The 25,007-nt window shown below is 39.8% G+C and carries 24 protein-coding genes, 10 tRNA genes and 1 pseudogene; 13 read left to right on the top strand and 22 right to left on the bottom strand.

What is annotated here, in order from left to right:
- Positions 1–6: 6 nt before the first annotated feature.
- Positions 7–582 carry a hypothetical protein gene (locus CXF64_RS01835; RefSeq protein ID WP_024591117.1) on the bottom strand — a complete coding sequence of 192 codons (576 nt, stop codon included), beginning with the start codon at positions 580–582 and terminating at the stop codon, positions 7–9.
- Positions 583–805: 223 nt separating this feature from the next.
- On the opposite strand from CXF64_RS01835, the gene CXF64_RS01840 reads away from it, so the two are divergent.
- From CXF64_RS01840 to CXF64_RS01850, 5 genes and pseudogenes are all read left to right on the top strand, one after another.
- Positions 806–1,816, top strand: coding sequence for an RDD family protein (locus CXF64_RS01840; protein WP_101216145.1), 1,011 nt, complete (start codon positions 806–808; stop codon positions 1,814–1,816).
- A gap of 29 nt (positions 1,817–1,845) precedes the next feature.
- A complete protein-coding gene (locus tag CXF64_RS20895) occupies positions 1,846–2,160 on the top strand; it encodes an alpha/beta hydrolase-fold protein (protein ID WP_232783777.1) in 315 nt (104 codons plus the stop codon).
- Positions 2,157–2,342, top strand: a pseudogene (locus CXF64_RS20900) (alpha/beta hydrolase-fold protein); the annotation flags it as partial. The gene CXF64_RS20895 and the pseudogene CXF64_RS20900, both read left to right, overlap by 4 nt.
- 3 nt (positions 2,343–2,345) lie before the next feature.
- Entirely contained in the window at positions 2,346–2,693 is a 348-nt protein-coding gene (locus tag CXF64_RS20905; protein ID WP_232783778.1) for a hypothetical protein, read from the top strand.
- Positions 2,694–2,767: 74 nt separating this feature from the next.
- Positions 2,768–3,463 (top strand): hypothetical protein, encoded by a 696-nt coding sequence (locus tag CXF64_RS01850; RefSeq protein ID WP_101216146.1) that lies wholly within the window; start codon positions 2,768–2,770, stop codon positions 3,461–3,463.
- Positions 3,464–3,528: 65 nt separating this feature from the next.
- On the opposite strand, the gene lnt is transcribed toward CXF64_RS01850, so the two are convergent.
- Genes lnt through miaB form a run of 5 tightly spaced genes read right to left on the bottom strand, consistent with a single transcriptional unit; the run spans position 3,529 to position 8,987 of the window.
- Positions 3,529–5,079, bottom strand: coding sequence for an apolipoprotein N-acyltransferase (gene lnt / locus CXF64_RS01855; RefSeq protein WP_198551126.1), 1,551 nt, complete (start codon positions 5,077–5,079; stop codon positions 3,529–3,531).
- Entirely contained in the window at positions 5,060–5,944 is an 885-nt protein-coding gene (gene corC, locus CXF64_RS01860; RefSeq protein WP_007585597.1) for a CNNM family magnesium/cobalt transport protein CorC, read from the bottom strand. Before corC ends, lnt begins: the two co-directional genes overlap by 20 nt.
- A gap of 22 nt (positions 5,945–5,966) precedes the next feature.
- On the bottom strand, positions 5,967–6,425 hold the full coding sequence (gene ybeY, locus CXF64_RS01865; protein WP_002958542.1) for an rRNA maturation RNase YbeY: 459 nt from the start codon (positions 6,423–6,425) through the stop codon (positions 5,967–5,969).
- Positions 6,426–6,429: 4 nt separating this feature from the next.
- Positions 6,430–7,488, bottom strand: a complete 1,059-nt coding sequence (locus CXF64_RS01870) for a PhoH family protein (protein ID WP_007585598.1) — start codon at positions 7,486–7,488, stop codon at positions 6,430–6,432.
- Between the two features lie 50 nt (positions 7,489–7,538).
- Entirely contained in the window at positions 7,539–8,987 is a 1,449-nt protein-coding gene (gene miaB, locus CXF64_RS01875; protein WP_101216148.1) for a tRNA (N6-isopentenyl adenosine(37)-C2)-methylthiotransferase MiaB, read from the bottom strand.
- 169 nt (positions 8,988–9,156) lie between these two features.
- Between miaB and CXF64_RS01880 the strand changes: the two genes are divergently transcribed.
- Entirely contained in the window at positions 9,157–10,413 is a 1,257-nt protein-coding gene (locus CXF64_RS01880; RefSeq protein WP_101216149.1) for an FAD-dependent monooxygenase, read from the top strand.
- Positions 10,414–10,567: 154 nt separating this feature from the next.
- Entirely contained in the window at positions 10,568–12,151 is a 1,584-nt protein-coding gene (locus tag CXF64_RS01885; protein WP_101216150.1) for a putative bifunctional diguanylate cyclase/phosphodiesterase, read from the top strand.
- Positions 12,152–12,192: 41 nt separating this feature from the next.
- Here the strand turns inward: CXF64_RS01885 and CXF64_RS01890 are convergent.
- The 16 genes from CXF64_RS01890 to lolB all read right to left on the bottom strand — a co-directional run bounded on the left by CXF64_RS01890 (position 12,193) and on the right by lolB (position 18,750).
- A tRNA-Gln gene (locus CXF64_RS01890) sits at positions 12,193–12,267 on the bottom strand.
- Between the two features lie 39 nt (positions 12,268–12,306).
- A tRNA-Leu gene (locus tag CXF64_RS01895) sits at positions 12,307–12,391 on the bottom strand.
- A 71-nt stretch (positions 12,392–12,462) separates the two neighbouring features.
- Positions 12,463–12,537, bottom strand: a tRNA-Gln gene (locus tag CXF64_RS01900).
- A 38-nt stretch (positions 12,538–12,575) separates the two neighbouring features.
- Positions 12,576–12,660: transfer RNA gene (locus CXF64_RS01905), tRNA-Leu, on the bottom strand.
- 71 nt (positions 12,661–12,731) lie between these two features.
- A tRNA-Gln gene (locus tag CXF64_RS01910) sits at positions 12,732–12,806 on the bottom strand.
- 38 nt (positions 12,807–12,844) lie between these two features.
- Positions 12,845–12,929, bottom strand: a tRNA-Leu gene (locus CXF64_RS01915).
- Positions 12,930–13,019: 90 nt separating this feature from the next.
- Positions 13,020–13,096: transfer RNA gene (locus CXF64_RS01920), tRNA-Met, on the bottom strand.
- A 5-nt stretch (positions 13,097–13,101) separates the two neighbouring features.
- Positions 13,102–13,176, bottom strand: a tRNA-Gln gene (locus CXF64_RS01925).
- 39 nt (positions 13,177–13,215) lie between these two features.
- A tRNA-Leu gene (locus CXF64_RS01930) sits at positions 13,216–13,300 on the bottom strand.
- A gap of 47 nt (positions 13,301–13,347) precedes the next feature.
- Positions 13,348–13,424, bottom strand: a tRNA-Met gene (locus tag CXF64_RS01935).
- A 332-nt stretch (positions 13,425–13,756) separates the two neighbouring features.
- A complete protein-coding gene (gene ychF, locus CXF64_RS01940) occupies positions 13,757–14,848 on the bottom strand; it encodes a redox-regulated ATPase YchF (RefSeq protein WP_007583951.1) in 1,092 nt (363 codons plus the stop codon).
- 53 nt (positions 14,849–14,901) lie between these two features.
- Positions 14,902–15,486 (bottom strand): aminoacyl-tRNA hydrolase, encoded by a 585-nt coding sequence (gene pth, locus CXF64_RS01945; protein WP_007583954.1) that lies wholly within the window; start codon positions 15,484–15,486, stop codon positions 14,902–14,904.
- 19 nt (positions 15,487–15,505) lie between these two features.
- Positions 15,506–16,117: a 50S ribosomal protein L25/general stress protein Ctc gene (locus CXF64_RS01950; protein WP_008171830.1), complete on the bottom strand. Its 612-nt coding sequence runs from the start codon at positions 16,115–16,117 to the stop codon at positions 15,506–15,508.
- A 149-nt stretch (positions 16,118–16,266) separates the two neighbouring features.
- On the bottom strand, positions 16,267–17,214 hold the full coding sequence (locus tag CXF64_RS01955) for a ribose-phosphate pyrophosphokinase (protein WP_007583957.1): 948 nt from the start codon (positions 17,212–17,214) through the stop codon (positions 16,267–16,269).
- Between the two features lie 88 nt (positions 17,215–17,302).
- The gene (ispE, locus tag CXF64_RS01960) at positions 17,303–18,160 is read right to left on the bottom strand and encodes a 4-(cytidine 5'-diphospho)-2-C-methyl-D-erythritol kinase (protein WP_010554716.1); all 858 of its coding nucleotides are present in this window, start codon (positions 18,158–18,160) and stop codon (positions 17,303–17,305) included.
- Positions 18,161–18,162: 2 nt separating this feature from the next.
- Positions 18,163–18,750 carry a lipoprotein insertase outer membrane protein LolB gene (gene lolB, locus CXF64_RS01965; RefSeq protein WP_024593864.1) on the bottom strand — a complete coding sequence of 196 codons (588 nt, stop codon included), beginning with the start codon at positions 18,748–18,750 and terminating at the stop codon, positions 18,163–18,165.
- A gap of 83 nt (positions 18,751–18,833) precedes the next feature.
- On the opposite strand from lolB, the gene hemA reads away from it, so the two are divergent.
- The 6 genes from hemA to CXF64_RS01995 all read left to right on the top strand — a co-directional run bounded on the left by hemA (position 18,834) and on the right by CXF64_RS01995 (position 25,005).
- Entirely contained in the window at positions 18,834–20,090 is a 1,257-nt protein-coding gene (hemA, locus tag CXF64_RS01970) for a glutamyl-tRNA reductase (protein WP_010554718.1), read from the top strand.
- Between the two features lie 7 nt (positions 20,091–20,097).
- Positions 20,098–21,183 (top strand): peptide chain release factor 1, encoded by a 1,086-nt coding sequence (gene prfA, locus CXF64_RS01975; RefSeq protein WP_007583962.1) that lies wholly within the window; start codon positions 20,098–20,100, stop codon positions 21,181–21,183.
- A gap of 2 nt (positions 21,184–21,185) precedes the next feature.
- Entirely contained in the window at positions 21,186–22,025 is an 840-nt protein-coding gene (prmC, locus tag CXF64_RS01980; RefSeq protein ID WP_101216151.1) for a peptide chain release factor N(5)-glutamine methyltransferase, read from the top strand.
- Between the two features lie 54 nt (positions 22,026–22,079).
- On the top strand, positions 22,080–23,624 hold the full coding sequence (locus tag CXF64_RS01985) for a response regulator (RefSeq protein WP_180961419.1): 1,545 nt from the start codon (positions 22,080–22,082) through the stop codon (positions 23,622–23,624).
- Positions 23,625–23,653: 29 nt separating this feature from the next.
- Positions 23,654–24,028 carry a SirB2 family protein gene (locus tag CXF64_RS01990; RefSeq protein WP_007583965.1) on the top strand — a complete coding sequence of 125 codons (375 nt, stop codon included), beginning with the start codon at positions 23,654–23,656 and terminating at the stop codon, positions 24,026–24,028.
- Between the two features lie 149 nt (positions 24,029–24,177).
- Positions 24,178–25,005 carry a tetratricopeptide repeat protein gene (locus tag CXF64_RS01995; RefSeq protein ID WP_101216152.1) on the top strand — a complete coding sequence of 276 codons (828 nt, stop codon included), beginning with the start codon at positions 24,178–24,180 and terminating at the stop codon, positions 25,003–25,005.
- The last annotated feature ends 2 nt before the right edge of the window (positions 25,006–25,007 follow it).

Here is a 25,007-nt window from a genome sequence, read left to right on the forward strand (position 1 = left end):
CCTTATTTATAAATTTGATTGATCAAGTTCTACAACTAGTTTGTTAAATGCTTCTTCTGTTGCACGTTTTGCAGATAAAGAAAAATCATTTTTAAACTCATCAAATTCAGCTTTGCCAAAACCTTTAACTTCACTATTCCATGCTATATCGCCATTGTTATTTAAAGTTTTACAGTTTAGTGTGAAAGTAAATTCAGTAGGAGGCCATGTGAATAAGCTATCTGAGCTAGATTGCGTTGTTATTGTCGGTATGAATACATACTCAATTTTTTTATCTTTTAAAAATGTACTATCAGTTAATGATTCAAGCTTATAGACGTTTTCAAATTTATTAGAAAGCACAGTATACAGCGCTGCTTCTGTGTCTTTATAAGGTTTGTAACTAACATTATCGCCACCACCGCCAGGTGTTTTTACTTGTGTTTTTATATCATCTTCAGAAATATAATAACCTACAACTGATGCTGATTTATTTTCTGTAACCTGAAGTTTTTCAGTGTCTGGATTTAAACTTATCTGGTGGGCACAGCCACTCAAAATAAGGACCGAAAACAAGAAAAACATGTTAGTTAATAACTTCAAAATATACTCCATATATTTAATTTTTAGTGTGAAAGCAGTTTCAGCATCAATATATGTTCAATAGTTACTTTTGTAAATTATGTTAACTTTATATTTGTAAACGGTTGTAACTTTTAGCATTTGTGAGGTCGGTTTTCTTCAAAATAAAGCAGAGTTAATCTTGAGCAAAAAATAAAAAACGCGTAAGTTAACCGGGTTACCTATTTTAATAACAAGAAAATAAATGAAAGCCAAAGAGATAGAACAATTAGAATTATCAAATTCTGAAACCCGAGAAGTTGTTACCCCCTACGCCTTCAAAATTGACAGTGCTTTGCTGGGCTTGCCTTTAGCTACGCCAATTCGGCGTGCACTAGCGATTATTATTGATGTAGCACTGATATTTTTAGCAGCCAAACTTAGCGCGGCTTTAATAGCATTTGTCGCTGCAATGGCTTTTTATAAAGGTACGGCGCAGCAATACCTTCCAAAAATGTCGAGTGTGTGGCGAAGAATTTTAAAAATAACGGCAGCAAGTATTTTATTTGTAAGCGCACTTACTGTGCTTTCAATTGGCATAGATTACCTAGAAGACGATATCGATGATCAAGGTTTGGCGGTTCAGGGCGTAAAAATACAAGATGAAATTCAGCTTACCGCCACAGAAAAACAACAGGTAAATACTTATTTAGCGCAAACAGCCGATGACAGCTGTGAGCAACCTTGCCAACAAAATGCGCTTGATAATTTAATAGGGCAAGTTCCCAAATTAGCAGAAATGGACGACCTACAAAACCCACAACTTGCTACTGTCCTTTTACAGCTATTAGTGCTCAGTGAAAATAACGAAATAAAGCCTGCACAGTTAATAGAAGAAAAACCTGCACAAACAACCTCAAACAGTATTTTGCAGTGGAGCAAAGGCATTATTCAAGATTTAGGCTTGGGTTTTGGCTGGGCTGCTGTTTACTTTACGTTGTTCTCGTTACTTTGGCGCGGCCAAACACCGGGTAAAAAAGTATGTAATATTCGTGTTGTCGCCCTAAGCGGTGAGCCATTAGGTTTATTAGATTGTTTTGGTCGTTACGGCGGCTACGGTGCAGGCTTTGCCACAGGCTTATTGGGCTTTTTACAGATATATTGGGATCCAAACAGACAAGCCATTCAAGATAAAATATCAGCGACTGTGGTTATTAAAGGTAACTTGAATCAAGTTGTAAATGTTGAAACTGTAGAAGAGACTGTAAAAAGTTAAGTTTGCTCTTATTAATTACAAGGATGGTTATGAAAGCTTTATTAATGGCGTTTAGTTATCTGTATTTTATTACAGCTTCGTATGCGTCAGAAAATATTGTGTTAGCAAAAAAACATCAGCTTAAGTCTATTATTTTAGGTGAGCAGCGCAGTTATAGTGTTTATTTACCACCAAGCTACAAGCAAAACCTCGAACGAGTATATCCTGTTATTTACTTGCTTGATGGCGACCCAACCCATTTAAAAGCCTTAGCGGGGCTTGTTGAAGCACTCAGTACTGAGCGGCTAGAAAAAAAATTCAACAAGCAATTATTGTCGCTGTTCCTAACAGTAAAAATGCGATAAGAGAGCGCGACTTTACCCCTACCAATGTCGATTGGACTTTTAACGGCAAGCTACTCGAAAAATTTGAAAACATTGGCAATGCCGCAAACTACACCGCTTTTTTTGAAAAAGAACTTATTCCCTTCATTAATAAAAATTACCGTACATCAAATAAGCGGGTATTAATTGGGGAATCTTTCGGCGGCTTGTTCGCAAGTTATGTTTTACTTACAAATCACTCTTTATTTACTGATTACTTAATTATTGATGCAACCTACCTTTGGGATAATAATTATCTCAATCGTTATTTTGACGAACAACAACTTATAAATAAGCAGCTTAAAGGCAATGTATATTTTACTTTTGCTAATAATGCAGCTTTTGGTGAAATTGGAGAGGCTAATTATAAATGGGGCTTAGAGCTTGCTAAAAAACTAAAAGCGCACCCGAGTAATAGTTTATATATAAATCAACGTTACTTTGAAGAAGAAACTCATGGCACGGTGGCAGCGCTTAGTTGGTATTATGGGTTGAGAAAATTATTACAGCTATGAAGTGTTAATAATCTTTAATTTATTTAAACTAAAGCCACCCTTATTATTAAACAAAAAAGATGGAGCGTAGTTAAGTGATTGAACCAGTGAAAGAGCTAAACAAAGCAATTAATGCAGATTTAAATTTAGCTCCGCCTATCGATCCTGCTTTAGCAAGTTGTAAAAAAACGCTAATAATTATTTCATCAGTGCTATTAGCGCTTACTTTCTCAGGCGCGAAGGTTACAGAGGCAAATACTTTTATTTTTAAAATTACATTTACTAACCCTACAGGTATTAATACTCTTTTACTGTTATCGATTGGATATTTATTACTCCGATATAATTCTATATCTCACTTCTATACAGATAATTATAAAAAACAATTCGCTACCAGAGTTTTGGATAATAAGTTTTTTAGACGGTATGACAGTCACAATGATGTAGTTGATGGATTTATCCCTGATTTGCTTAAACCCAAAATATATATTAATGATGATAAATACAAACACAGCAATCATAGCTATTTAGACTATGACCTTAAAGTAAGGTTATTTTTTAATGCTTATATCGACCTTACTGAATATGACGAGCAGAGCAACCCATATCTATATAGGTTTTATTTAATAGGCTCGAAAGATAAATTTCAGTATTTATTTGCACTCGGTATTATGTTTTCTCACTGGTTTCTGGAACAATTTCGTCAACGGGACTTTTTAGAGTTATATAGCCCAATGTTTATCGGATTCATAGCAGTATACAGTAGTGTATGGGTGAGGTTAGTATCATAAATTTTGAGCTTTGACTTCTAGTTTAATACTGAGAGCTGAACTTCAACAGCTATCAGTATTAACTTTTACTTTCTAAACCTAACCCCAAACCCAACAACACCCATCAAAAACACAAATCCCCATACAAACACATTGCCGTATTGGCTGTACACGCTGTCGCCTTTTATAAGCTTAATGTTGGCTTTCAATGTGGTAGCTTCAAACTGTGGCATGGTTTGTTGTGTGTGGCTTATGGGGTCGTATACAGCGCTTACACCATTGTTGGTAACGCGCACTAGAGGGCGTTGAAGTTCTAAAGCGCGCATGCGGGCTATTTGCATATGTTGCAAAGGCCCAATGGAGTCTCCAAACCAGGCATCGTTACTTACAGTAAAGAGTAGATCGGAGTCGCTTTTGTAATTACCGCGTACTAAGTCGGCAAAAACAATTTCGTAGCAAATAGCGGGGAGTAAGTTATAGCCATTGGCGCGTAAGTTGTTTTGCACTTTGTCGCCACGGGTAAACGATGACATAGGTAAATCGAATAATGGGGCAATAGGACGCAAAAAGTCTTGAAACGGTACAAATTCGCCAATGGGTAATAGCTGGTGTTTTTGATAGCGGTTTTTATCAAGGTAATGGTAATGCCCGTGCTCGTCGCCGCGTTCTTTATTACCGACCACAATAAGCGTGTTGAATATATTTTTGGTGTCTCGCTGATAGTCAACAATACCGGTTACAAGGGCGGTTTTATTAAACGAGGCTGCACTGTCTAAATTGGCTAGGTAGGAATCAGCAAGCATTTCTATTTCAGGCACGGCGGCTTCTGGCCATACTATTAAGTCGGCATCCCAATGTGGGCGTGTCATGTCTTGGTATTTGCTCATTGTGGTCCAAAACTCACTTGGCTCAAAGCGCAGGTGTTGCTGTATGTTCCCTTGCACGAGCAACACTGACATGTTTTTATCTGTGTAATGAATACTGCCGGTGGTGCTTGCGCCTATAAAAATAAGCGCAACAGCTGTAGCAGTAACCGCCGGGGTTTTAAAATCTTTTTGGGTAAGTCTATACAGTGCAAAGCCAATAGCGACACAGGTAAGTGTTAAGCCAAACTCGCCAATATAAGGGGCAAGCAACCTTAAAGGTCCGTCGGTTTGTGTGTAGCCAAAACTTAACCACGGGAAACCGGTAAGTACGGTGCCACGTAAATACTCACTAATTGCAAAGCAGGCAATAAGTAATGCGCCAAAGCTTTTAGGGCCGCTGGCAAAGCGTGTAGTTGCCCAAAAGGCAAGTGCGGGAAATAATGCTAAGTAGGCGCACAAAAATGCCATTAACGAGAGTGACGCAATAAGCGGCATACCGCCAAAGGTGGCAATAGAAACATGTACCCAGCTTATACCTGCACCAAACCAGCCTAGGCCAAATATAAAGCCATATTTAGCGGCGGTTTTTGCGTGTGCTTTACCGGTATTATTGGGATTAACGCAAAAAATTATGGCACCAAGGCTAATAAATACGATGGGCCAAATTTCAAAGGGGGCGTAGCCAAAAGTTAAAACAAGGCCCGCAACGAGTGCGAGCCATGCTTTTTTATCTTTTGCTAATAGGGTAAGTCTAGTTAGCAGTTTCTTCACTGTCGTTATCATCAGCCTTAGGAACGGTGACTTGCAGTTGCAAAATACGACGATTGTCGGCGTTGGTTACTTTAAATTGGTAACCTTCTATGTCAATCGTTTCACCACGGCTTGGCATATGGCCAAATGCGTGCAGTACAGTTCCGCCAATAGTATCGGCTTCGTCTGTGCTGTAGCCTGTTTTAAAATGCTCGTTAAAGTCATCTACAGGTGTGAGTGCTTGCACTACGTGAACATGTTTAGCAAGTCGACGAATATCTTGATGTTCTTCTTCTTCGTCGTGCTCATCTTCGATTTCGCCAACAATTATTTCAAGAATATCTTCAATCGTTACCAAGCCCGATACGCCGCCGTATTCGTCAATAACAACAGCCATATGGTAGCGTTGCTGACGGAATTCGTTTAGCAATGTATCAACACGTTTGCTCTCAGGTACTACCATTGCTGGGCGTAAATAATCGCGTATTGATGGTAAATGCTCGTCTTTATTTAAGATCAGTGGCAATAAATCTTTAGCGAGTAAAAAACCTTCTACATGGTCTTTGTCTTCAATCACCACAGGAAAACGTGAGTGAGTTGAGTCAACCATCATTGGAATTAGCTCTTCAAGCGGGCTGTCGATCTCAAGAGTGATCATTTGTGAGCGCGGAACCATTATGTCTCGCACTTTAAGCTCAGACACGCCAAGCACACCTTCTATCATCTCTTTTGTTTCTGGATCGATTACGTCTCGTTCTTGCGCATCGGCAATAACTTCGACCAGCTCTTCTCTATTCTGGGGTTCCCCTTGCAACATTTGGGCTATTCTGCCCAACCACGTTTTGCCAGAAGAACCCTGGCTAGATTGCGAGTTACCGTCGCTCATTGCGTCTAATTGCTCCGTTAATTTAAATATCGTCCCGGTATGGGTCTGCTATGTTTAGCTCTGCAAGTAATTGCTTTTCGATGCTTTCCATCTCTAAAGCATCGTCACTCTTTATATGGTCAAATCCAAGCAAATGCAAGCATCCGTGAATAACCATGTGAGCAAAGTGGTCATGAAATGACTTCTCTTGCTCAATTGCTTCAGCTAATACAATGGCTGGGCAAATAATTAAATCACCAACCAAAGGAATATCTATTCCTGGTGGTGCTTCAAATTCGAACGACAGTACGTTGGTCGGTTTATTTTTACCGCGATAGTCGTTATTAAGTTGTTGCGATTGCGCTTCGTCGCTAATAACGATACTGAGTTCTGACTCGTCACGGTATTGGCTAAGGGCTTTGTCAGCCCACAGTGCAAATTGCTCTTCGCTTGGGAGGTTGTCAAACTCACAGGCTATTTGTAAATCAAGTTCGGTTGTCAAAGTATTACTCTTTAGTAGTAGGCTGTTGAAGAGCAGCGAGTGCGTCTTTTGCATTTTGCTTTTCAATGCGCTTTAGTCGCTCGCTTTCGTCGTTTCGCTCGTAGGCTTCAACTATGCGTGCTACAACAGGGTGGCGTACTACGTCTTGGGCTTTAAAGTAGTTAAAGCTAATTTCGTTTACGCCATCAAGTACTTCCATTGCATGGCGAAGGCCTGAGCGTGTTCCACGAGGTAAATCGACCTGTGTTATATCGCCTGTAATAACCGCTTTTGAGTTAAACCCTATACGGGTTAAAAACATTTTCATTTGCTCAGCGGTGGTATTTTGGCTTTCATCTAAAATAATAAAGGCATCGTTTAAAGTACGTCCGCGCATGTAAGCAAGCGGAGCGACTTCAATGATATTTTTTTCGATGAGCTTTTCTACTTTTTCAAAACCTAGCATTTCAAAAAGAGCATCGTAAAGAGGGCGCAGGTATGGGTCTATTTTTTGACTTAAATCGCCTGGTAAAAAGCCAAGCTTTTCGCCCGCTTCTACAGCAGGGCGCGTTAATAATATGCGGCGTATTTCTTGGCGCTCAAGGGCGTCAACGGCGGCAGCAACTGCAAGGTAGGTTTTACCAGTACCAGCAGGGCCAATACCAAAGGTAATGTCGTGGTTTAAAATATTAGCCACATAAACACCTTGGTTATCGTTACGTGGTTTAATAACACCACGGCGCGTTTTAATCACCATTTCTTTGCCGTAAGCGCTGCTTGATGCGTCTTGCTCTAGGGCTTTTGATTCGGTAATAGCTAAATGAACGGCTTCGGGTTCTATTTCGCCTAAAACACCACGAACTGGCTGAGTATCAACATAAAGGTTTTTTAAGATTTCTACAGCGCCGGCGCAGTTGTGTAGTTTACCGGTTACTTTAAAAAAGTTGTCACGGTGAATTATTTCAACAGCCAGGTGGCGTTCAATTTGTTTGATGTTTTCGTCAAACGGGCCACATAAAGAAGAAAGGCGTTTGTTATCGGCAGGTTCTAAATAAATCTCTAATGTTTTTAACTGATTACTCAAAATTGCTTCCTATAGTACTGCGCCAGCGTTAACTGGCGCTAATAGTATGACTAAGGAACGAAAGAAGCTACGCCAATTTCGTTAACAGTGTCTGGTTTTGGCTCTGCAGCTGCAGCTTTAGTTAAAATAGCTGAAGGCGCGATTTCACGTCGTAAGTTCATTTCTGATTCTGTACGAATTAAGTCACCACGTAAAGAGTTAGGTAGTGCTTCGGTAATACGTACGTCAACAAACTGTCCGATCACTGTGTGCGGGCCAACAAAATTTACTACACGGTTATTTTCGGTACGGCCACGTAATTCCATTGGGTTCTTTTTAGAAGGACCTTCAACAAGTATACGTTGCTCTGTATCGAACATTTGACGGCTAATTTGCTGCGCCATTTGTGTAATACGGTTTTGTAGTAAGTATAAGCGTTCTTTTTTCTCTTGCTCTGTTACGTCATCTGGCAAATCTGCCGCTGGCGTACCTGGGCGTGCACTGTAAATAAAGCTAAAGCTCATATCAAAACCAATGTCGCTAATAAGCTTCATGGTCGCTTCAAAGTCTTCTTTACTTTCGCCTGGGAAACCAATAATGAAATCTGACGACATGCTTAAGTTAGGACGAATTTTGCGTAACTTACGAATTGTCGATTTGTATTCAATTGCCGTATGGCCACGTTTCATTAGGTTTAATATACGGTCTGAACCACTTTGTACTGGTAGGTGTAAGTGATCTACAAGCTCTGGTACATCAGCGTAAACGTCGATTATATCAGGCGTAAATTCTACCGGGTGCGATGTGGTGTAACGAATACGGTCAATACCATCAATAGCAGCAATAAGACGAATTAAATCTGAGAAGTAACATATTTCGCCATCGTGCGTGTCGCCGCGGTATGCGTTTACGTTTTGGCCTAGTAGGTTTACTTCACGTACGTTTTGCTCAGCAAGCTGTGCAATTTCAAGTAGTACGTCATCTACTGGGCGGCTAACTTCTTCGCCGCGAGTATACGGTACAACACAAAAAGTACAGTATTTAGAACAGCCTTCCATAATTGATACAAACGCAGATGGGCCATCCGCTTTTGGCTCTGGCAGGCGGTCAAACTTTTCAATCTCTGGGAATGAAATATCAACAACCGATGAGCCTTTGTTGCCTTGCACTTGTTTAATCATTTCTGGTAAACGGTGCAATGTTTGCGGGCCAAAAATAACATCCACAAATGGTGCACGTTGGCGAATAGAGTCACCTTCTTGTGAGGCAACACAACCACCTACACCAATTATTAAGTCTGGCTTGTCGTCTTTTAACAACTTCCAGCGACCTAACTGGTGAAATACTTTCTCTTGTGCTTTTTCACGAATTGAACAGGTGTTAAGTAAGATTACGTCGGCATCTGTTGCATCATCAGTTAGCTGGTAGCCGTTGGTGGCATCTAAAAGTTCAGCCATTTTCTGAGAGTCGTATTCGTTCATCTGACAACCCCAGGTTTTAATATGCAGCTTTTTGCTCATTGAAATATTGCCTCGTGTTCAATTCGATAGTGGCACAAAAATGTGCTAGAAACAGGATTAAGGAGCAAGCATGCTCACTTAAAGGAGGCGTATTTTAGCTGGATACCCGCCCAGATCCAAGTATAGTTTTCATGTTTGTGATCTCAAATCAATACGGGGCGAGTTTAATGTGCTGTTAGGGATATCCTCTGGTATAAAACAAATTAATTTTGATACAATCAAAACAGACTCAAGTAATAATAAAATGATGAAAAACATGACCAAAAATAATGTGATAGTGGTTGGCGGGGGCATGGTTGGCGCGGCTATGGCGATAAAGCTGGCTCAGCAAGGCTTTGGCGTGCGCATAATTGAAAAACACCTAATAGACCCATCGCACATTCTTAGTAGCGATAAGGTGGATATTAGAGTGTCTGCTATTAATCGTTTTTCAGAAAATTTACTTGATGAATTAGGGGCAATGCCTCTTTTAAGGCAAAACCGTATAGCGCCTTATCAACAATTAGAGGCTTTTGAGCGCGGTGGTGACAATTTATTATTTGATTGCGCCGACATAAACACGACACATTTAGGCCACTTGATTGAAAATAGTTTAATTCAAGCAAGTTTGTGGCAGCAATTTGGGCATTATAAGATTGAGGTTATTGAGCAATCATTGCCGGTAACTAAAATAGAGCAAACGGATGATTTAATTACGCTTGTGTATGGAGATCAAACCTATACAGCTGATTTAGTAATTGCCGCCGATGGTGGACAATCGCAGCTGCGTGCTAAAGCTAATATTGGTATTACGGGTTGGCAGTACCAACAGCATTGCATGGGGGTATTAATTAAACTCGATGCACCGCAACAAATTAAAACATGGCAACAGTTTACACCTAGTGGGCCGTTAGCATTTTTACCAATGCAGGCACCGTACGCTAATTTAATTTGGTACGACGATGCAAACACATTGCAAGCATTTAAAGGGCTAAGCCCAACTCAGTTAAAAACGCACATACTGAATAAATTCCCAGAACTTGCTGGAGACTTTGAAGTACAAACCCATGCAGTGTTTCCGCTTACTCGCCAACACGCTAATAATTATTCGCAAGGGCGCTTGGTTTTAGTGGGCGACGCTGCACATACAATTAACCCACTTGCAGGGCAGGGCGTTAATTTAGGCTTTCAGGACGTAGTGGCACTTGCTGAGGTTTTAAACGAAGCAGGAGATATAGGTTGCCCACTAAAACTTAAAGAATACGAGCGAGCTCGCCGCAGGGCTAATTTATTAATGATGAGCATGATGGACGCGTGTTACTTTGGGTTTTCTAATCAAATTACGCCACTTAAATGGGCACGTAGCCAGTTTTTAAAAATGGCCAATAATACGGGGCCAATAAAAAACTGGGTTTTAAAATACGCAATTAGCGGTGATTTAGGCTAAATTTAAAGTAGGTATTTAAAAGGCTCATTTATGAGCCTTTTTTTATGTCTGTTTTTAAGTCAGCAAATAGTGACTCGGCTATATTGAACACGGTTTTAATTTAACTGGTGTTACATCACTAAATCGCAATTTAATAACTTTAAAGAGCCTGTGTGTGGATAATTTTTTTACAGTAATAATTATTTTAGGTGCGCTACTGCTTGTTGCTAGCTTAAAAACAACCGTTAAAGTTTGCAAAAAAACATCGCAAATAGCATGGAGTGTCCTGCTATGCGCTATTATTTTTTTTATTATAGGGTATTGGTGGATACTTTATTATTTTTCAAATCACGACATTGCACCCGTCGTTATGAATATGGTGGCTATGTTGTTACTTGGCGGTGGTGGGTTTGTTTTTTTAGTTATTAAACTGAGCTTAAAAAGTATTCTTAAAATAGAGCAAGCAACGCAGTATCAAAAATATCAAACTGAGCACGATAACTTAACAACTCTACCTAACCGCGATAAATTTTTTAAATCTTTAAGTAAACAAGTTGAATATCCTTCCCCATTTTCACTATTTTATATCGACTTAAATAACTTTAAACAAATTAATGATGCGTTTGGGCATCAGTGTGGTGACCAACTTTTGGCTGCATTTGCCAATAAATTAAATAAAGAATTATGCGGTATTGCTAAGTTATATCGAATAGGTGGCGATGAGTTTGCTTTTTTATTGCATACCGATACAGATGAAAGCATGAATTATTGTGTAAACATTATAAACTCAGCCGTCAAAAGTCCGTTTTGTACGAATGAGCAAATGGTTAAAATACAATTAAGTATAGGCGTAAGCCGTTTTCCTGATGATAGCCGATTGCCCGATCAGCTATTAAAAAAAGCTGACTTGGCACTGCATGAAGCTAAAAAAACATTTCAACCTTTGGTAAATTACTCATCTGCAATAGGTAAACGAGCTGAGGACTTTTTTGATTTATCAGCCAAAATTAAAGTGGCATTACATAAAGATGAGTTTGAGCTTTATTTACAACCCATAATGGACTCTAAAGATCTGCAATTACATGGCCTAGAAGCGCTTATCCGATGGCCGCAAGATGATGGTAGCTTTATTAGTCCAGAAAAGTTTATAACCGTAGCTGAGCGTACAGGGCTTATTTTTCCTTTATCGAAATGGGTTGTACAAGAAGCCGTTAATCATATTAGAAAGCTCAAGCTATTTGGTTTCACCGGTACTATACATGTCAATTTATCAACGAAAGATATTGAAAGCAGCGAGTTTTACGATTTTATAATTAGTTTACTCGCAACCGACCCTACATTAAGCGACTCGTTAATTTTTGAAATTACAGAAGGTGCAATGATGACAAATATACCGGCTGCTAGAAAAATGATGCAACAGTTGAGTATGCGCGGGTTTAAATTTAGTGTTGATGACTTTGGTACTGGCTTTTCGTCACTGTCGTTATTAAGAGAGCTGCCGATTAATCAAATAAAAATTGATCAGTCGTTTGTCAAAGATATGCTTACTAACTCACCTGATTACGCCATTGTAGAATCTACATTGTTTTTAGCGAGTCGATTAAATTGCGATGTAGTTGCTGAGGGAATAGAAACTAAAGAGGTAGAACAGGCGTTGTTGAGTCTTAACTGTGATTATTTACAAGGGTATTTATATAGCAAACCAATAAATATAGATGAATTTATAAATGTTTATTTAAGTGCAGAAAAAGTAAGTTGAATTTAATGAGTATTGAGAAGTTTTAGATAGGGGAGTCAAATTGGCTGGGATACCAGGATTTGAACCTGGGAATGCCAGGATCAAAACCTGGTGCCTTACCGCTTGGCGATATCCCAACTATAAATTTGAATTAGTTTTAGTTCTTAATAAGAACATGGTGCGGAAGGAGAGACTTGAACTCTCACAACCTAAGTTACTGGAACCTAAATCCAGCGCGTCTACCAATTCCGCCACTCCCGCATCACTAAGTTGCTAATTTAAACTCTAAGCTAGAGCAACTCTTTTATCCAACTTTCCTTGATAGAAGAAGTTGGCTGGGATACCAGGATTTGAACCTGGGAATGCCAGGATCAAAACCTGGTGCCTTACCGCTTGGCGATATCCCAACAAAGAATTCTTTATAATTTTAGTTCTTATAAGAACATGGTGCGGAAAGAGAGACTTGAACTCTCACAACCGAAGTTACTGGAACCTAAATCCAGCGCGTCTACCAATTCCGCCACTCCCGCATCAACAATTTGCCAATTTAAACTCTAAGCTAGAGCAATTCTTTTATCCAACTTTCCTTGGTAGAAGAAGTTGGCTGGGATACCAGGATTTGAACCTGGGAATGCCAGGATCAAAACCTGGTGCCTTACCGCTTGGCGATATCCCAACAAAGAATTAATGATAATTTTATTTCTTATCAAGAAATGGTGCGGAAAGAGAGACTTGAACTCTCACAACCGAAGTTACTGGAACCTAAATCCAGCGCGTCTACCAATTCCGCCACTCCCGCATCGTTTGTACAATAAAGTACAGGTAGTTATTTTAAACTCTTCATTGAGCTGCAATTTAACTCTTGCAGAGCCATTTCTAAAAGAAGAAATGGTGGCTAAGACGGGATTTGAACCTGTGACCCCATCATTATGAGTGATGTGCTCTAACCAGCTGAGCTACTTAGCCATTGTTGGCTGGGATACCAGGATTTGAACCTGGGAATGCCAGGATCAAAACCTGGTGCCTTACCGCTTGGCGATATCCCAACAATAACAATTGATAGTTTTAATTCTTATCAAGAATTATGGTGCGGAAGGAGAGACTTGAACTCTCACATCCTAAGATACTGGAACCTAAATCCAGCGCGTCTACCAATTCCGCCACTCCCGCACACAAGGTAGTTATTTTAAACTCTTCATTGAGCAACAAAAAAATAATGGTGGCTAAGACGGGATTTGAACCTGTGACCCCATCATTATGAGTGATGTGCTCTAACCAGCTGAGCTACTTAGCCATCTTTTTTTGTTAGCACTTCATCGCTGAGTGCGGGGCGTATTATGCTGATATGACCCAAATTCGTCAACACCTTTTTTGCAAAAAAACACTTAACTGTGTTTGTTTGCAGGAAAATTAAGCTAACAGGCTAAAATTTAATAAAAATGCTGTTTTTTTAGCTGCCTTTAAGGCGCGGAATCTTAATTAACCCTGTACTTCTTTAATTAAGCGATCTTACAAAGATAGACTAGTTGAGGCTAATTATTATTTTTATAATGCTTAAATACAAAAAAGGCTCGTAAAAACGAGCCTTTAAAAATTATTACCAAGTGAAATTGGTTTAATTTGTACTTATACGTTGAACAAGAAGTTCATTACATCGCCATCTTTAACAATGTACTCTTTACCTTCTTGACGCATCTTACCTGCTTCTTTTGCGCCACTCTCACCTTTAAAGGCAACAAAGTCGTCAAAAGCAATAGTTTGCGCACGGATAAAGCCACGCTCGAAGTCGGTATGGATTTTACCCGCTGCTTGTGGTGCTGTTGCACCTACAGGGATTGTCCATGCGCGTACTTCTTTTACGCCAGCTGTGAAATAAGTTTGTAATTGTAGTAATTCATAACCACCGCGAATAACAAGGTTAAGACCTGGCTCTTCTAGACCAAGATCAGCCATAAACTCTAGCTTGTCTTCGTCATCTAGTTCTGAAAGCTCAGACTCGATAGCGGCACATACAGGAACAACAATCGCATCTTCAGCTGCGGCAATAGCGCGTACGCGGTCAAGGTATGGGTTATTTTCAAAACCATCTTCAGCAACGTTTGCAATATACATTGTTGGTTTAATCGTTAAGAAGTTAATAGAGCTGATTGCTGCTTTTTCTTCTTTAGTTAGTGCTAGACCACGTAAAGTTAAGCCTTCGTCAAGATGCACTTTTACTTTTTCAAGTACAGCATTTTGCTCTTTAGCGTCTTTATCGCCACCTTTTGCTTTTTTTGAATTACGGAAAAGGGCTTTTTCAGCGCTATCCATATCAGCAAGTACTAACTCAGTGTTGATTACGTCAATATCGTCAGCAGGGTCAATAGTGCCTGCTACGTGGATGATGTTTTCATCTTCAAAACAGCGAACTACGTGGCCAATTGCATCGGTTTCACGAATGTTAGCTAAAAACTGGTTACCAAGGCCTTCACCTTTAGATGCGCCTTTTACTAAGCCAGCAATGTCTACAAATTCCATACTGGTGGTAAGAACTCGTTGAGGATTAACTATTTTAGCAAGTTCGTCTAGACGAGGATCTGGCACAGGTACCACACCTGTATTAGGCTCAATGGTACAAAAAGGAAAGTTAGCGGCTTCAATACCCGCTTTAGTTAGTGCATTGAAAAGCGTTGATTTACCAACGTTAGGCAAGCCAACGATGCCACATTTAAAACCCATAGTAAGATACCTTGTTTAGAATTCGTTTAAACGGTGTACTTGGACCCAAGTTACTAGGGTTTAAACGAATGTAGTCTGTTTTGTGCTTTTAACACACCATCTTTTGCAAGTATTTCCATGCAACGAACTGCTTCATCAACAGCAGCATCCATTTTTTCTTGGTCTGCTTTGGCCGCTTTTCCAAGCACCCAACCAGTAACCATTTCACGATGCCCCGGATGACCTACACCAATGCGCAAGCGCATAAAGTCTTTTTGATTTGCCATTTTTGCAATAATGTCTTTTAAACCATTATGACCGCCATGCCCGCCGCCTTTTTTTAACTTGGCAACGCCTGGGTCTAAATCCAATTCGTCATGGGCAACTAAAATGTCCTCGACAGGGATTTTGAAAAAATTAGCTAAACTACCGACCGCTTTACCACTTAAATTCATGTAAGTAGTGGGGATCAATAATTTGAATTCTTGGCCTTGAATGATCACTTTGCCTGTAAGGCCGTGATATTTAGGATCGTATTTTAGGGTGCAGTTGTAGCGTGCAGCGATTTGCTCGATGAACCAAGCACCTGCATTGTGGCGTGTGTTTGCGTATTCGGGGCCTGGATTAGCCAGGCCCACAAGCATTTGAATAGAATTCAAGGTTGCGAGACCTTAAAAATTATTCTGCTGCTGCAGCGTCGTCTTCAACTGGAGCTGCTTTGTTTGCTTTGATAGTCAGGATAGACTGATCATGGCCTTCGCCTTTACCTAAATCTACAGAGCTAACGCCTTTAGGGAAAGTAAGGTCAGAAATATGAACAGAATCGCCAACAACAAACTTAGAAACATCTACTTCAATGAATTCTGGAAGTGCTTTTGGAAGACACGTAATTTCAACTTCAGTTAACTGGTGAACAACAGTTGCGCCAGCTTTAGTTACAATATCTTCACCGATGAAGTGAAGAGGAACTTTAGTTTGAAATTTATGAGTAGCATCTACACGTTGGAAATCAAGGTGAGTAAGCTTAGGCTTGAATGGGTGACGTTGGATATCTTTTAAGATTACTTCAACAGCTTCGCCATCTACGTTAAGCGTAAGGATATGCGTGTAAAAACCTTCGTCTTCTTGTGCTTTGATCATATCTTTATGAGCAAAAGTAAGAGATAAAGCTTCTTTGTCAGCTCCGTAAAGGATTGCAGGAACTTTGTCTTCGCGACGTAGGCGGCGGCTCGCACCAGTACCAGTTTCTACGCGAAGTTCAGCGTTATATGTATAAGTTTTGTTAGACATGATGTCTCCAGTTATTAAAATGTGTAGGGCCTTTGCGACCAAGGTCCCTAGCCAAAAGGCGCGCTATCATACCACCACGCCCAGACAAAATAAACATCGCTTACAAAAAAAGCGCCAAAAGGCGCTTTTATACTCAGGAATGTTTAATTTTAGTGTTCAAACATCGCTGAGATAGATTCTTCGTTACTAATACGACGAATAGTCTCTGCTAACATGTCAGCAAGCGTAAGTACCTTAATTTTATCAAGGGCTTTAAGCTCGTCAGATAGCGGAATTGAGTCAGTTACAATTACTTCGTCAATCATCGAGTCACGTAAGTTTTCTGCTGCTTTACCTGAAAGAATAGGGTGCGTTGCGTATGCAAATACGCGTTTAGCGCCATGTTCTTTAAGTGCTTCTGCGGCTTTACATAACGTACCACCGGTATCAATCATATCATCTACGATAATACAATCACGACCTTCAACGTCACCAATAATGTGCATTACTTGAGAAACGTTTGCTTGAGGGCGACGTTTATCAATGATTGCTAAATCGGTATCGTTTAGTAGTTTTGCAATTGCACGTGCGCGTACAACACCACCAATATCTGGAGATACAACAACGACGTCTTCAAAGTCGCGTTCTTTCATATCTTCAAGTAATACAGGGCTGCCAAATACGTTGTCTACTGGTACATCAAAGAAGCCTTGGATTTGTTCAGCGTGTAAATCAACCGTAAGAACACGGTCAACACCCACACTTGATAAGAAATCGGCAACAACTTTAGCGGTAATTGGAACACGGGCAGAACGTACACGACGGTCTTGGCGCGCATAACCAAAATAAGGAATGACGGCAGTAATACGACCTGCAGATGCACGACGTAGAGCATCAACCATAACGATAAGTTCCATTAGGTTATCGTTTGTAGGGGCACAGGTTGATTGCAAGATAAAAACGTCCGAGCCACGAACATTTTCATTTATTTGAACACTGATCTCACCGTCGCTAAAACGGCCAACAACAGCATCGCCTAATTCAATATATAAACGTTTTGCAACTTTTTGAGCTAACTCAGGTGTTGCGTTACCAGCGAAGAGCTTCATGTCAGGCACGGTAGGGTTCCTCAGGCACTGAATATTTGGACTAACGAGCAGTGATAAATATCACTGCGAGTTAACTTATGATTACTTGTACGTTACTTCATTGATCGAATATGGCGGTTAACTCCGTATGAGCAGGTGAGACATTTGCGCTTGAAGCCACAAAACCCTGCCAAGTATGGGGGAGATTTTCAAGTACATCTTGTGCTTGAACTTGACTAGCAAATTCGACAAAACAACATGAACCTGTTCCGGTCATCTTCGACGGTGCGTATTTTAGCAACCACTGGAGGGTTTTTTCAACCTCGGGGCAAAGCTTTTTAACTAAAGGCTCACAATCGTTGGTTAAAGTATGGTGTTTCCAATCGCCTATTATTTTTGGTGTGTCGCGTTTTAAATCTGGATGTGTAAATATTTTTGCGGTACTTACATGTTGGTTTGGGTGTACAACGCAGTACCATTTTTGTTCAAGTTTTACCTGGTGTAATTTCTCACCAATACCATGCGCTATGGCGCTTTGCCCTTGTATGAACACCGGAACATCAGCCCCTAATTTAAGTCCTAATTGGGCTAGAATTTCTAAATTTAGTTCTAATTTCCATAATTTATTTAGCGCTAATAAAGTACTTGCGGCGTCGGATGAACCACCTCCAACACCTCCGCCCATCGGTAAGCGTTTAATTAAATTTATTTTTACACCTAAAGAGGTTTTACAGTGTGTTTGTAATAATAAAGCCGCTTTATAGATGAGATTATCATTTAGGGGTATGTCTTTAGTATCACCCCCGACAGAAATACCACCGTCTGTTGTTAGCTCAAAATGCAACTCATCACCAAAATTTAAAAAAGTAAATAAGGTTTCTAGTTCATGATAGCCATCTTCTCGGCGAGCATTAATATGTAAAAATAAATTGAGTTTTGCCGGAGCAATAAGTGAAAAAGAGGTTTTGTTATTCATACTTATTTAAACTGCCAATCGTAGAGTTGAATTTTTATTTTTATTTGTTGGTGCTTTAACGTCAGTTTAGTAGGTAACCAGTAACCTGCGTTTTGTACGTAAGTGCCGTAATCTATTTGCCATTTCTTGCCTGCATTATCAAACCATAATACTTGCTTAGCACGGCCTAGTTCATCAACGACTAAACTTTGATCGTCAATGGTGCCCTTAAGCCAGTTATCGGCGTTATCAACAGGGAGTGTAAAACCCGTTAAACGCTTTAAAAGCTCTGCAGCATTAGTATCAAAGTACTCATCGCCGTCAAACTCTAATTCAGCACCATTTGCTGTTTGTTTAAGCGACAAAATACGAGTACCAATAAAAGTAGTCAGTATTAAATTATTGGAATTTGTTGTTTGCTGCCAATTTAAGTTTGCAGATTGACGCTCTTCTGGGCTTATAAACGCGAGTTTACCCTCGACCTGCCAAGTTTTTTGAGCAGCTAAACGTGGCTTCCAATCATCATAAAGTGTTGTTTTTGTATCAATTTGATGGGCACAGCCACCTAATAATAAAAAAAACATGAATAAAATCAAATATTGTCGAATCAAATGTTGTTCCTTACTTTCCATATTCCGCTGATTTTTGGTAAAATTACCGCCTTTGAAGTAGGGCTCAGCAATATTTGGCAAATATGACCATAATAGCACTAGGTATAAATCACAAAACCGCATCCGTAGAATTACGTGAAAAAGTGGCTTTTTCGCCTGAGCAAATTTCAGAGGCGTTGCAACAATTAAGTGGCCATGCCGACTTTAATGAAGCGGTTATTGTGTCTACCTGTAATCGAACCGAGATCTATTGTAGCCTCGCTCAGCAAAATTCCCAAACACTGTTAACGTGGCTTGCCAGTTTCCATGGTTTGGATGAACATGAACTGAGCAGCAATATATACTGCCATGAAGGTAATGACGCCATTAACCACTTAATGCGTGTAGCTTGCGGTTTAGACTCCTTAGTATTAGGGGAGCCGCAAATTTTAGGGCAAATAAAGCAATCGTTTTTTAGTGCTAAAACCCACGATGCAATAGGGGTTACTTTTGATAGGTTGTTTCAAAAAACCTTTTCGGTAGCAAAACAAGTTCGTACTGAAACAAATATAGGCGCAAGTGCCGTGTCGGTTGCATTTGCGGCTGTTAACTTAGCAAAACATATTTATGGCAAGCTTGATCAAACCAATGTGCTATTGATTGGTGCTGGTGAAACCATTGAACTGGTTGCTAAACATTTATATCAAAATGAGCCTAAAAAAATAACGGTAGCTAATAGAACAATTGAACGTGCTCGCAGCCTTGCTGATGAAGTGTCGGCAGATGTTATCGCACTTGCACAGTTGCCAGAACGTTTACATGAAGCCGATATAGTCATTAGTTCTACCGCCAGTACTTTACCTATTATTGGTAAAGGGGTGGTTGAGCAAGCGCTTAAGCAGCGCCGACACAAGCCTATGCTATTTATAGATATTGCGGTTCCGCGCGACATAGAAAGCCAAGTAGGTGAGCTAGATGCTGCCTATTTATATTCCGTTGATGACTTACAAACCATTGTAAGCGAGAATATGGCAGCGCGTGAGCAAGCTGCACAGCAAGCGCAAATAATTATTACTGAACGCACCAAAGAATTTGCAATGTGGATGCGCTCACTCGATTCGGTAGATTTAATCCGCCATTATCGAAATGATGTACAAACAATTAAGTCAGAACTTGTAGAGCGTGCTGTTAGTCAGCTTAATACAGGTAAAGATGCAGAAAAAATTATATTAGAGCTCGCCAATAAATTAACCAATCGCTTAATGCACGCGCCTACCCGTGCAATACAAGACGCAGCGAAAAAAGGTGAAGTGGCGCAGCTAAACCAGTTGAAAAAAATGTTAGGTATTGATCAGGAATAACCGTTAAATGAAAGAGTCTGTTTATAATAAATTAGAAACCTTAGTAGAGCGTTACGAAGAAGTACAAGCGCTGCTAAGCGACCCGTCGGTCATTAGTGATCAAAATCGTTTTCGTGGGCTTTCAAAAGAATATTCTGAGCTTGAAGAGATTGTAAAAACGTTTTTAACTTACAAAGAAACGCAAGATGATTTAGCCAGTGCAGAAGAAATGCTTAAAGATTCTGACCCTGAAATGCGTGAAATGGCGCAAGAAGAATATAAAGAAGCTAAAGCGCAAATTTTGGTAATTGAAGATCAAATTCAAGTATTAATGTTGCCAAAAGATCCACGAGATAATAACAACGTATTTGTTGAAGTACGTGCTGGAACAGGCGGGGATGAAGCGGCTATTTTTGCTGGCGATTTATTCCGTATGTACAGTCGTTATGCAGAAACTAAAAAATGGAAAGTAGAAGTTGTGAGCACCAATGAAGGTGAGCACGGTGGTTACAAAGAAGTTATTGCAAATATTAGTGGCGAAGGCGTTTACGGTCAATTAAAGTTTGAATCAGGTGTACACCGCGTACAACGTGTGCCAGAAACTGAGTCACAAGGGCGAGTTCATACCTCTGCGTGTACTGTTGCGGTAATGGCGGAAGTACCAGAGGCCGAAGCGATACAAATTAATACCGCAGATTTAAAAGTTGATACATTTCGTGCATCAGGCGCAGGTGGTCAGCACGTTAATAAAACAGATTCTGCTATTCGACTTACACATATACCTACCGGTGTTGTGGTTGAGTGTCAGGATCAGCGTTCACAGCATAAAAACCGTGCTAAAGCGATGTCAGTACTTGCAGCACGTTTGCAACAGGCTGAAGATGAAAAGCGCCATGCGGCAGAAGCATCTGAACGTCGTGACTTAGTAGGTAGTGGCGATCGTTCTGAACGTATCCGTACTTATAACTACCCACAAGGTCGTATTACCGATCACCGTATTAACTTGACACTTTATCGTTTGAATGAAGTGGTAGCGGGTGATTTAAGCTGCGTTATTGACCCATTAATGCAAGAACATCAAGCTGACCTATTAGCGGCTATGGGCGACGAGTAATCGTGAGCCAAACTCTTGAACAAGCTATTGCTGCAGGTGCTAATTTATTAGCACCTAGCAGCGAAAGTGCTAAATTAGACGCACAAGTTTTACTTCTACATATTCTTCAAAAACCTCACAGTTACCTTTTTACTTGGCCAGAGCATGCGCTTAATGCCGAACAACAACAGCAATTTAATACATTTTGCCAAAGACGTTTAAACGGTGAACCTGTTGCACATATTACGGGGCAACGTGAATTTTGGAGCTTATCGCTTGAAGTTAACGCAACAACTTTAATACCCCGACCAGATACTGAAACGTTAGTAGAACAAGCACTTGAAGTGGCTGTACCTGCTACAGCTAAAGTGCTTGATTTAGGCACGGGTACTGGTGCAATAGCACTGGCATTGGGTAGTGAAATGCCTAATTGGCAAATTATTGCAGTAGATAGAGTAAGCGATGCAGTTGCACTGGCTACACGTAACCAGCAGCGATTGGCAATTAATAATGTACACGTTAAGCAAAGCAACTGGTTTAGCGAGTTACATGGTGAGAAATTCAACCTAATTGTCACTAACCCACCTTATATTGAAAGCAGTGATATACATTTAAATCAGGGCGATGTGCGCTTTGAGCCTTTGTCGGCATTAGTGGCGGATGATTGTGGAATGTCTGATATTAAACAAATAATTACGCAATCACGTGACTATTTGTTATCTAGTGGCTATCTTTTAATAGAACACGGTTTTGAGCAAGGTGAAGCTGTTCGTCATTTTTTCCAAAAAATGGCATTTGTGAATATTAAAACAGTGAAAGACTTTGGTGATAACGACCGTGTAACGTTTGCACAGTGGCCCTAAAGAATAATAATTGCCTGCTAGTGTGTTGTATAATGCCATGAAGGAATTTCGACTATGATGGGTGATTTTTTATTTTCAGATGAGCCAGAAGAAGCAATCAATGAGATTGAACTCGGTACCTGGAAAGTATTAATCGTTGATGATGAACCTGAAGTTCATGCTGTTACAAAACTAGCGTTGAGTGATTTTGAGTTTCAAAATAAACGCTTAGAATTCATTAGTGCGTACTCAGGTGCTGAAGCAAAAGAGCTTGTGAAAGAGCATCCAGATGCAGCCATTGTACTACTTGATGTAGTAATGGAGACCGATGATGCCGGTTTGCAAGTTGCTAAGTTTATTCGTGAAGAAGCTAAAAATAATCATATTCGAATTATTTTAAGAACGGGTCAACCTGGTCAAGCACCTGAACGACAAGTAATTATTAATTATGATATTAACGATTACAAATCTAAAACAGAGCTAACGGCTCAAAAGTTATTTACTGTTATTATGTCGAGCCTGCGCTCGTATCGGGATATTATTTCGATTGAGCAGTCACGCGAAGGGCTTGAGAAAATAATTATAGCGTCCCGTGATATTTTTTCTGCGCATTCAATAGAGCACTTTATTGAAGGCGTTATGCAGCAGTTAACTTCTTTACTTGGTATTGCTGATCAAGCTATGTATGCAACTACTTTAGTTGCACAAAATCCTGAAGCACAAAATAATAAAAAATTAATTGTTTGCTCGGGTACCGGTGACTTTGAAAAAAGTGAAGGTAAAGAGCTCGATGAGGTATTACAAGCTGAACAGTTAAGTGCATGTCATCAGGCGCTTAATGAAAAAAGCATTATTTATAAAGATAACTACTTATTCGCGTATTGTAGCAGTGAGTACAATCATAATTCGATGCTATTTATATCAGGTATTCCAAAGGATTTAACGGATACTCAGCGCCATTTAATTAAGATTTTCTCTCAAAACGTGCAACTTGCGTTTGAAAATGTACAACTTCAGTCTGAAATAGAAGCAACGCAACAAGAGCTTGTTTACAGGTTAAGTGAAGCGGTAGAGCAACGCTCAACAGAAACGGGTAATCATGTTAAGCGTGTAGCACATATTTGTCATATATTGGCACAAGGGTATGGCTTATCTAAGCATGATGCTAATTTAGTAAGGTTGGCGTCGCCTCTTCATGATGTAGGCAAAGTGGGCATTCCTGATGCGGTATTAAATAAACCAGCAAAGTTAGACGCCCAAGAATGGGAAGTGATGAAAACTCATACTGATAAAGGCTATACTATTTTAAAAGACTCGTCGCATGAGATTGTTAGTGCCGGCGCAATTATTGCAAAAGAGCATCATGAAAAATGGGATGGCTCTGGTTACCCACAAGGTTTAAGCGGAAACGCAATTAATGTATTTGGTCGTATAGTTGCACTTGCTGATGTATACGATGCACTTCGCCATAAACGATGCTATAAAGAACCCTGGACACTGCAAAACGTAGTTGATGAAATTAACGCTCAAAAAGGCACACACTTTGAACCAAAATTGGTTGAAGTATTTAACGAGAAGCTTGATGAGTTAGAAGCGGTTCTTAACCGTTTTCCTGATTAAATTTTTATAAAACAGAAGTACAGGGGCATATGGATTATTTAGCAGTAAAGCATTCACACATGGCAATTGCGATGTTGAGTGTGATTTTATTTTATGTTCGCGCATTTTCGCGAATGGGCAGTGGTAAATTAGCAAAAAATAAAGCGGTAATGATTGGTAGTCATAGTATAGATACTTTGCTATTAGTGTCTGCACTTACGCTTATATTTATGGCTAAAATTAACCCGTTTGAACAATATTGGCTATTAGAAAAAATAGTTTTAGTGGTTATATATATTGGTATTGGGGCTAAAAGCGCCAGACAAACTAAAATGACGGCTAAAGTTGCTTACGTTTTAGTTAACACTGCTGTTATTTTAGCGATAGGTTATTTAGCGACGTCTAAATCAGCTTTTTTGCTTTAAGTAATACCTGACTATTTGAGCTTTATAGTTGTTTTATAAAGCTCAAATACGACTCCCTCTCAGAAAATATTCAAAAACATCTCTATATTGGTATATAGCTTTAAAGTTAGGTAAACTACGCCTTCGTTTTCTAAAATGTTGCAGTATTAATGACTACCCTCGGGTTTGACGAACACGATGAATCTCATCTTGATGATGCTTACGATGAATTTACACCTCCAGCGATTTACCGCTGTATTAAAGCAGAGTCAAAATGGGACCCTCAGATAGATTTAACACCATGTTATGAAACTTTAACTGACTTTGAACAGCAAATTTCAGCGCTGTGTTTAAAAGTGAGTGATGAGCACGATCGCTTCGAAAAATTATTAGATATGTTTTACAGCGATTGGCTATTTAGTGCCTCAGGCTTAAAAGTGCCAGAATACAAATTAAATACATTAAGCTATACGCTTTCTATGCGTAGTGGCTCACCAACAACGCTTGCAATTATACTTTGTCACTTTTTACAACAAGCTAACTTTGATGCAAATCTTAGTCTTACGCTGGGTGATGTTGGTGTTCATGTGGCGATAAGTGATGAAGAGGGCTACATAATTGAGCCAAGCAGCGGGCAACAAAGCTGGTATATCATCCCTGAAAACGCAGATGAAGATGATGGGCAAGAACAAGAACCTTTAGAGTTAATTTTTGATGACGAAGTATATAAGCTATTTTTAGCTCAGCAAAAATGGTCTTTCATTAGCGAAAACAAATTTGGTCATGCTTTGACCTGTGTAGAGATGCTAATGGAGCTAATAGGCGACGACCCGTATGAGAGACGCGACAGAGGTTACTTATTAAATCAGCTCGGTTGCCCTAAAATGGCACGTGATGATTTACAGTTTTTTGTCGATGAGTGTCCGGACGATCCTGCAATAGAGATTATTCAACACCAAATAGAAGAACTAGAAGATAATAATAAAACGCACCATTAAGA

The sequence above is a fragment of the Pseudoalteromonas sp. GutCa3 genome (assembly GCF_002836155.1).
Classification (GTDB): domain Bacteria; phylum Pseudomonadota; class Gammaproteobacteria; order Enterobacterales; family Alteromonadaceae; genus Pseudoalteromonas; species Pseudoalteromonas arctica.

What these genes read in the sequence shown, in the direction of transcription:
- CXF64_RS20895 (WP_232783777.1), top strand. Translation starts at nt 1,846, where the DNA reads ATGAAAGCTTTATTAATGGCGTTTAGTTATCTGTATTTTATTACAGCT.
- CXF64_RS01840 (WP_101216145.1), top strand. Translation starts at nt 806, where the DNA reads ATGAAAGCCAAAGAGATAGAACAATTAGAATTATCAAATTCTGAAACC.
- CXF64_RS01995 (WP_101216152.1), top strand. Translation starts at nt 24,178, where the DNA reads ATGACTACCCTCGGGTTTGACGAACACGATGAATCTCATCTTGATGAT.
- corC (WP_007585597.1), bottom strand. Translation starts at nt 5,944, where the DNA reads ATGAGCGACGGTAACTCGCAATCTAGCCAGGGTTCTTCTGGCAAAACG.
- ychF (WP_007583951.1), bottom strand. Translation starts at nt 14,848, where the DNA reads ATGGGTTTTAAATGTGGCATCGTTGGCTTGCCTAACGTTGGTAAATCA.
- CXF64_RS01985 (WP_180961419.1), top strand. Translation starts at nt 22,080, where the DNA reads ATGATGGGTGATTTTTTATTTTCAGATGAGCCAGAAGAAGCAATCAAT.
- miaB (WP_101216148.1), bottom strand. Translation starts at nt 8,987, where the DNA reads ATGAGCAAAAAGCTGCATATTAAAACCTGGGGTTGTCAGATGAACGAA.
- CXF64_RS01990 (WP_007583965.1), top strand. Translation starts at nt 23,654, where the DNA reads ATGGATTATTTAGCAGTAAAGCATTCACACATGGCAATTGCGATGTTG.
- CXF64_RS01950 (WP_008171830.1), bottom strand. Translation starts at nt 16,117, where the DNA reads ATGTCTAACAAAACTTATACATATAACGCTGAACTTCGCGTAGAAACT.
- hemA (WP_010554718.1), top strand. Translation starts at nt 18,834, where the DNA reads ATGACCATAATAGCACTAGGTATAAATCACAAAACCGCATCCGTAGAA.
- ispE (WP_010554716.1), bottom strand. Translation starts at nt 18,160, where the DNA reads ATGAATAACAAAACCTCTTTTTCACTTATTGCTCCGGCAAAACTCAAT.
- prfA (WP_007583962.1), top strand. Translation starts at nt 20,098, where the DNA reads ATGAAAGAGTCTGTTTATAATAAATTAGAAACCTTAGTAGAGCGTTAC.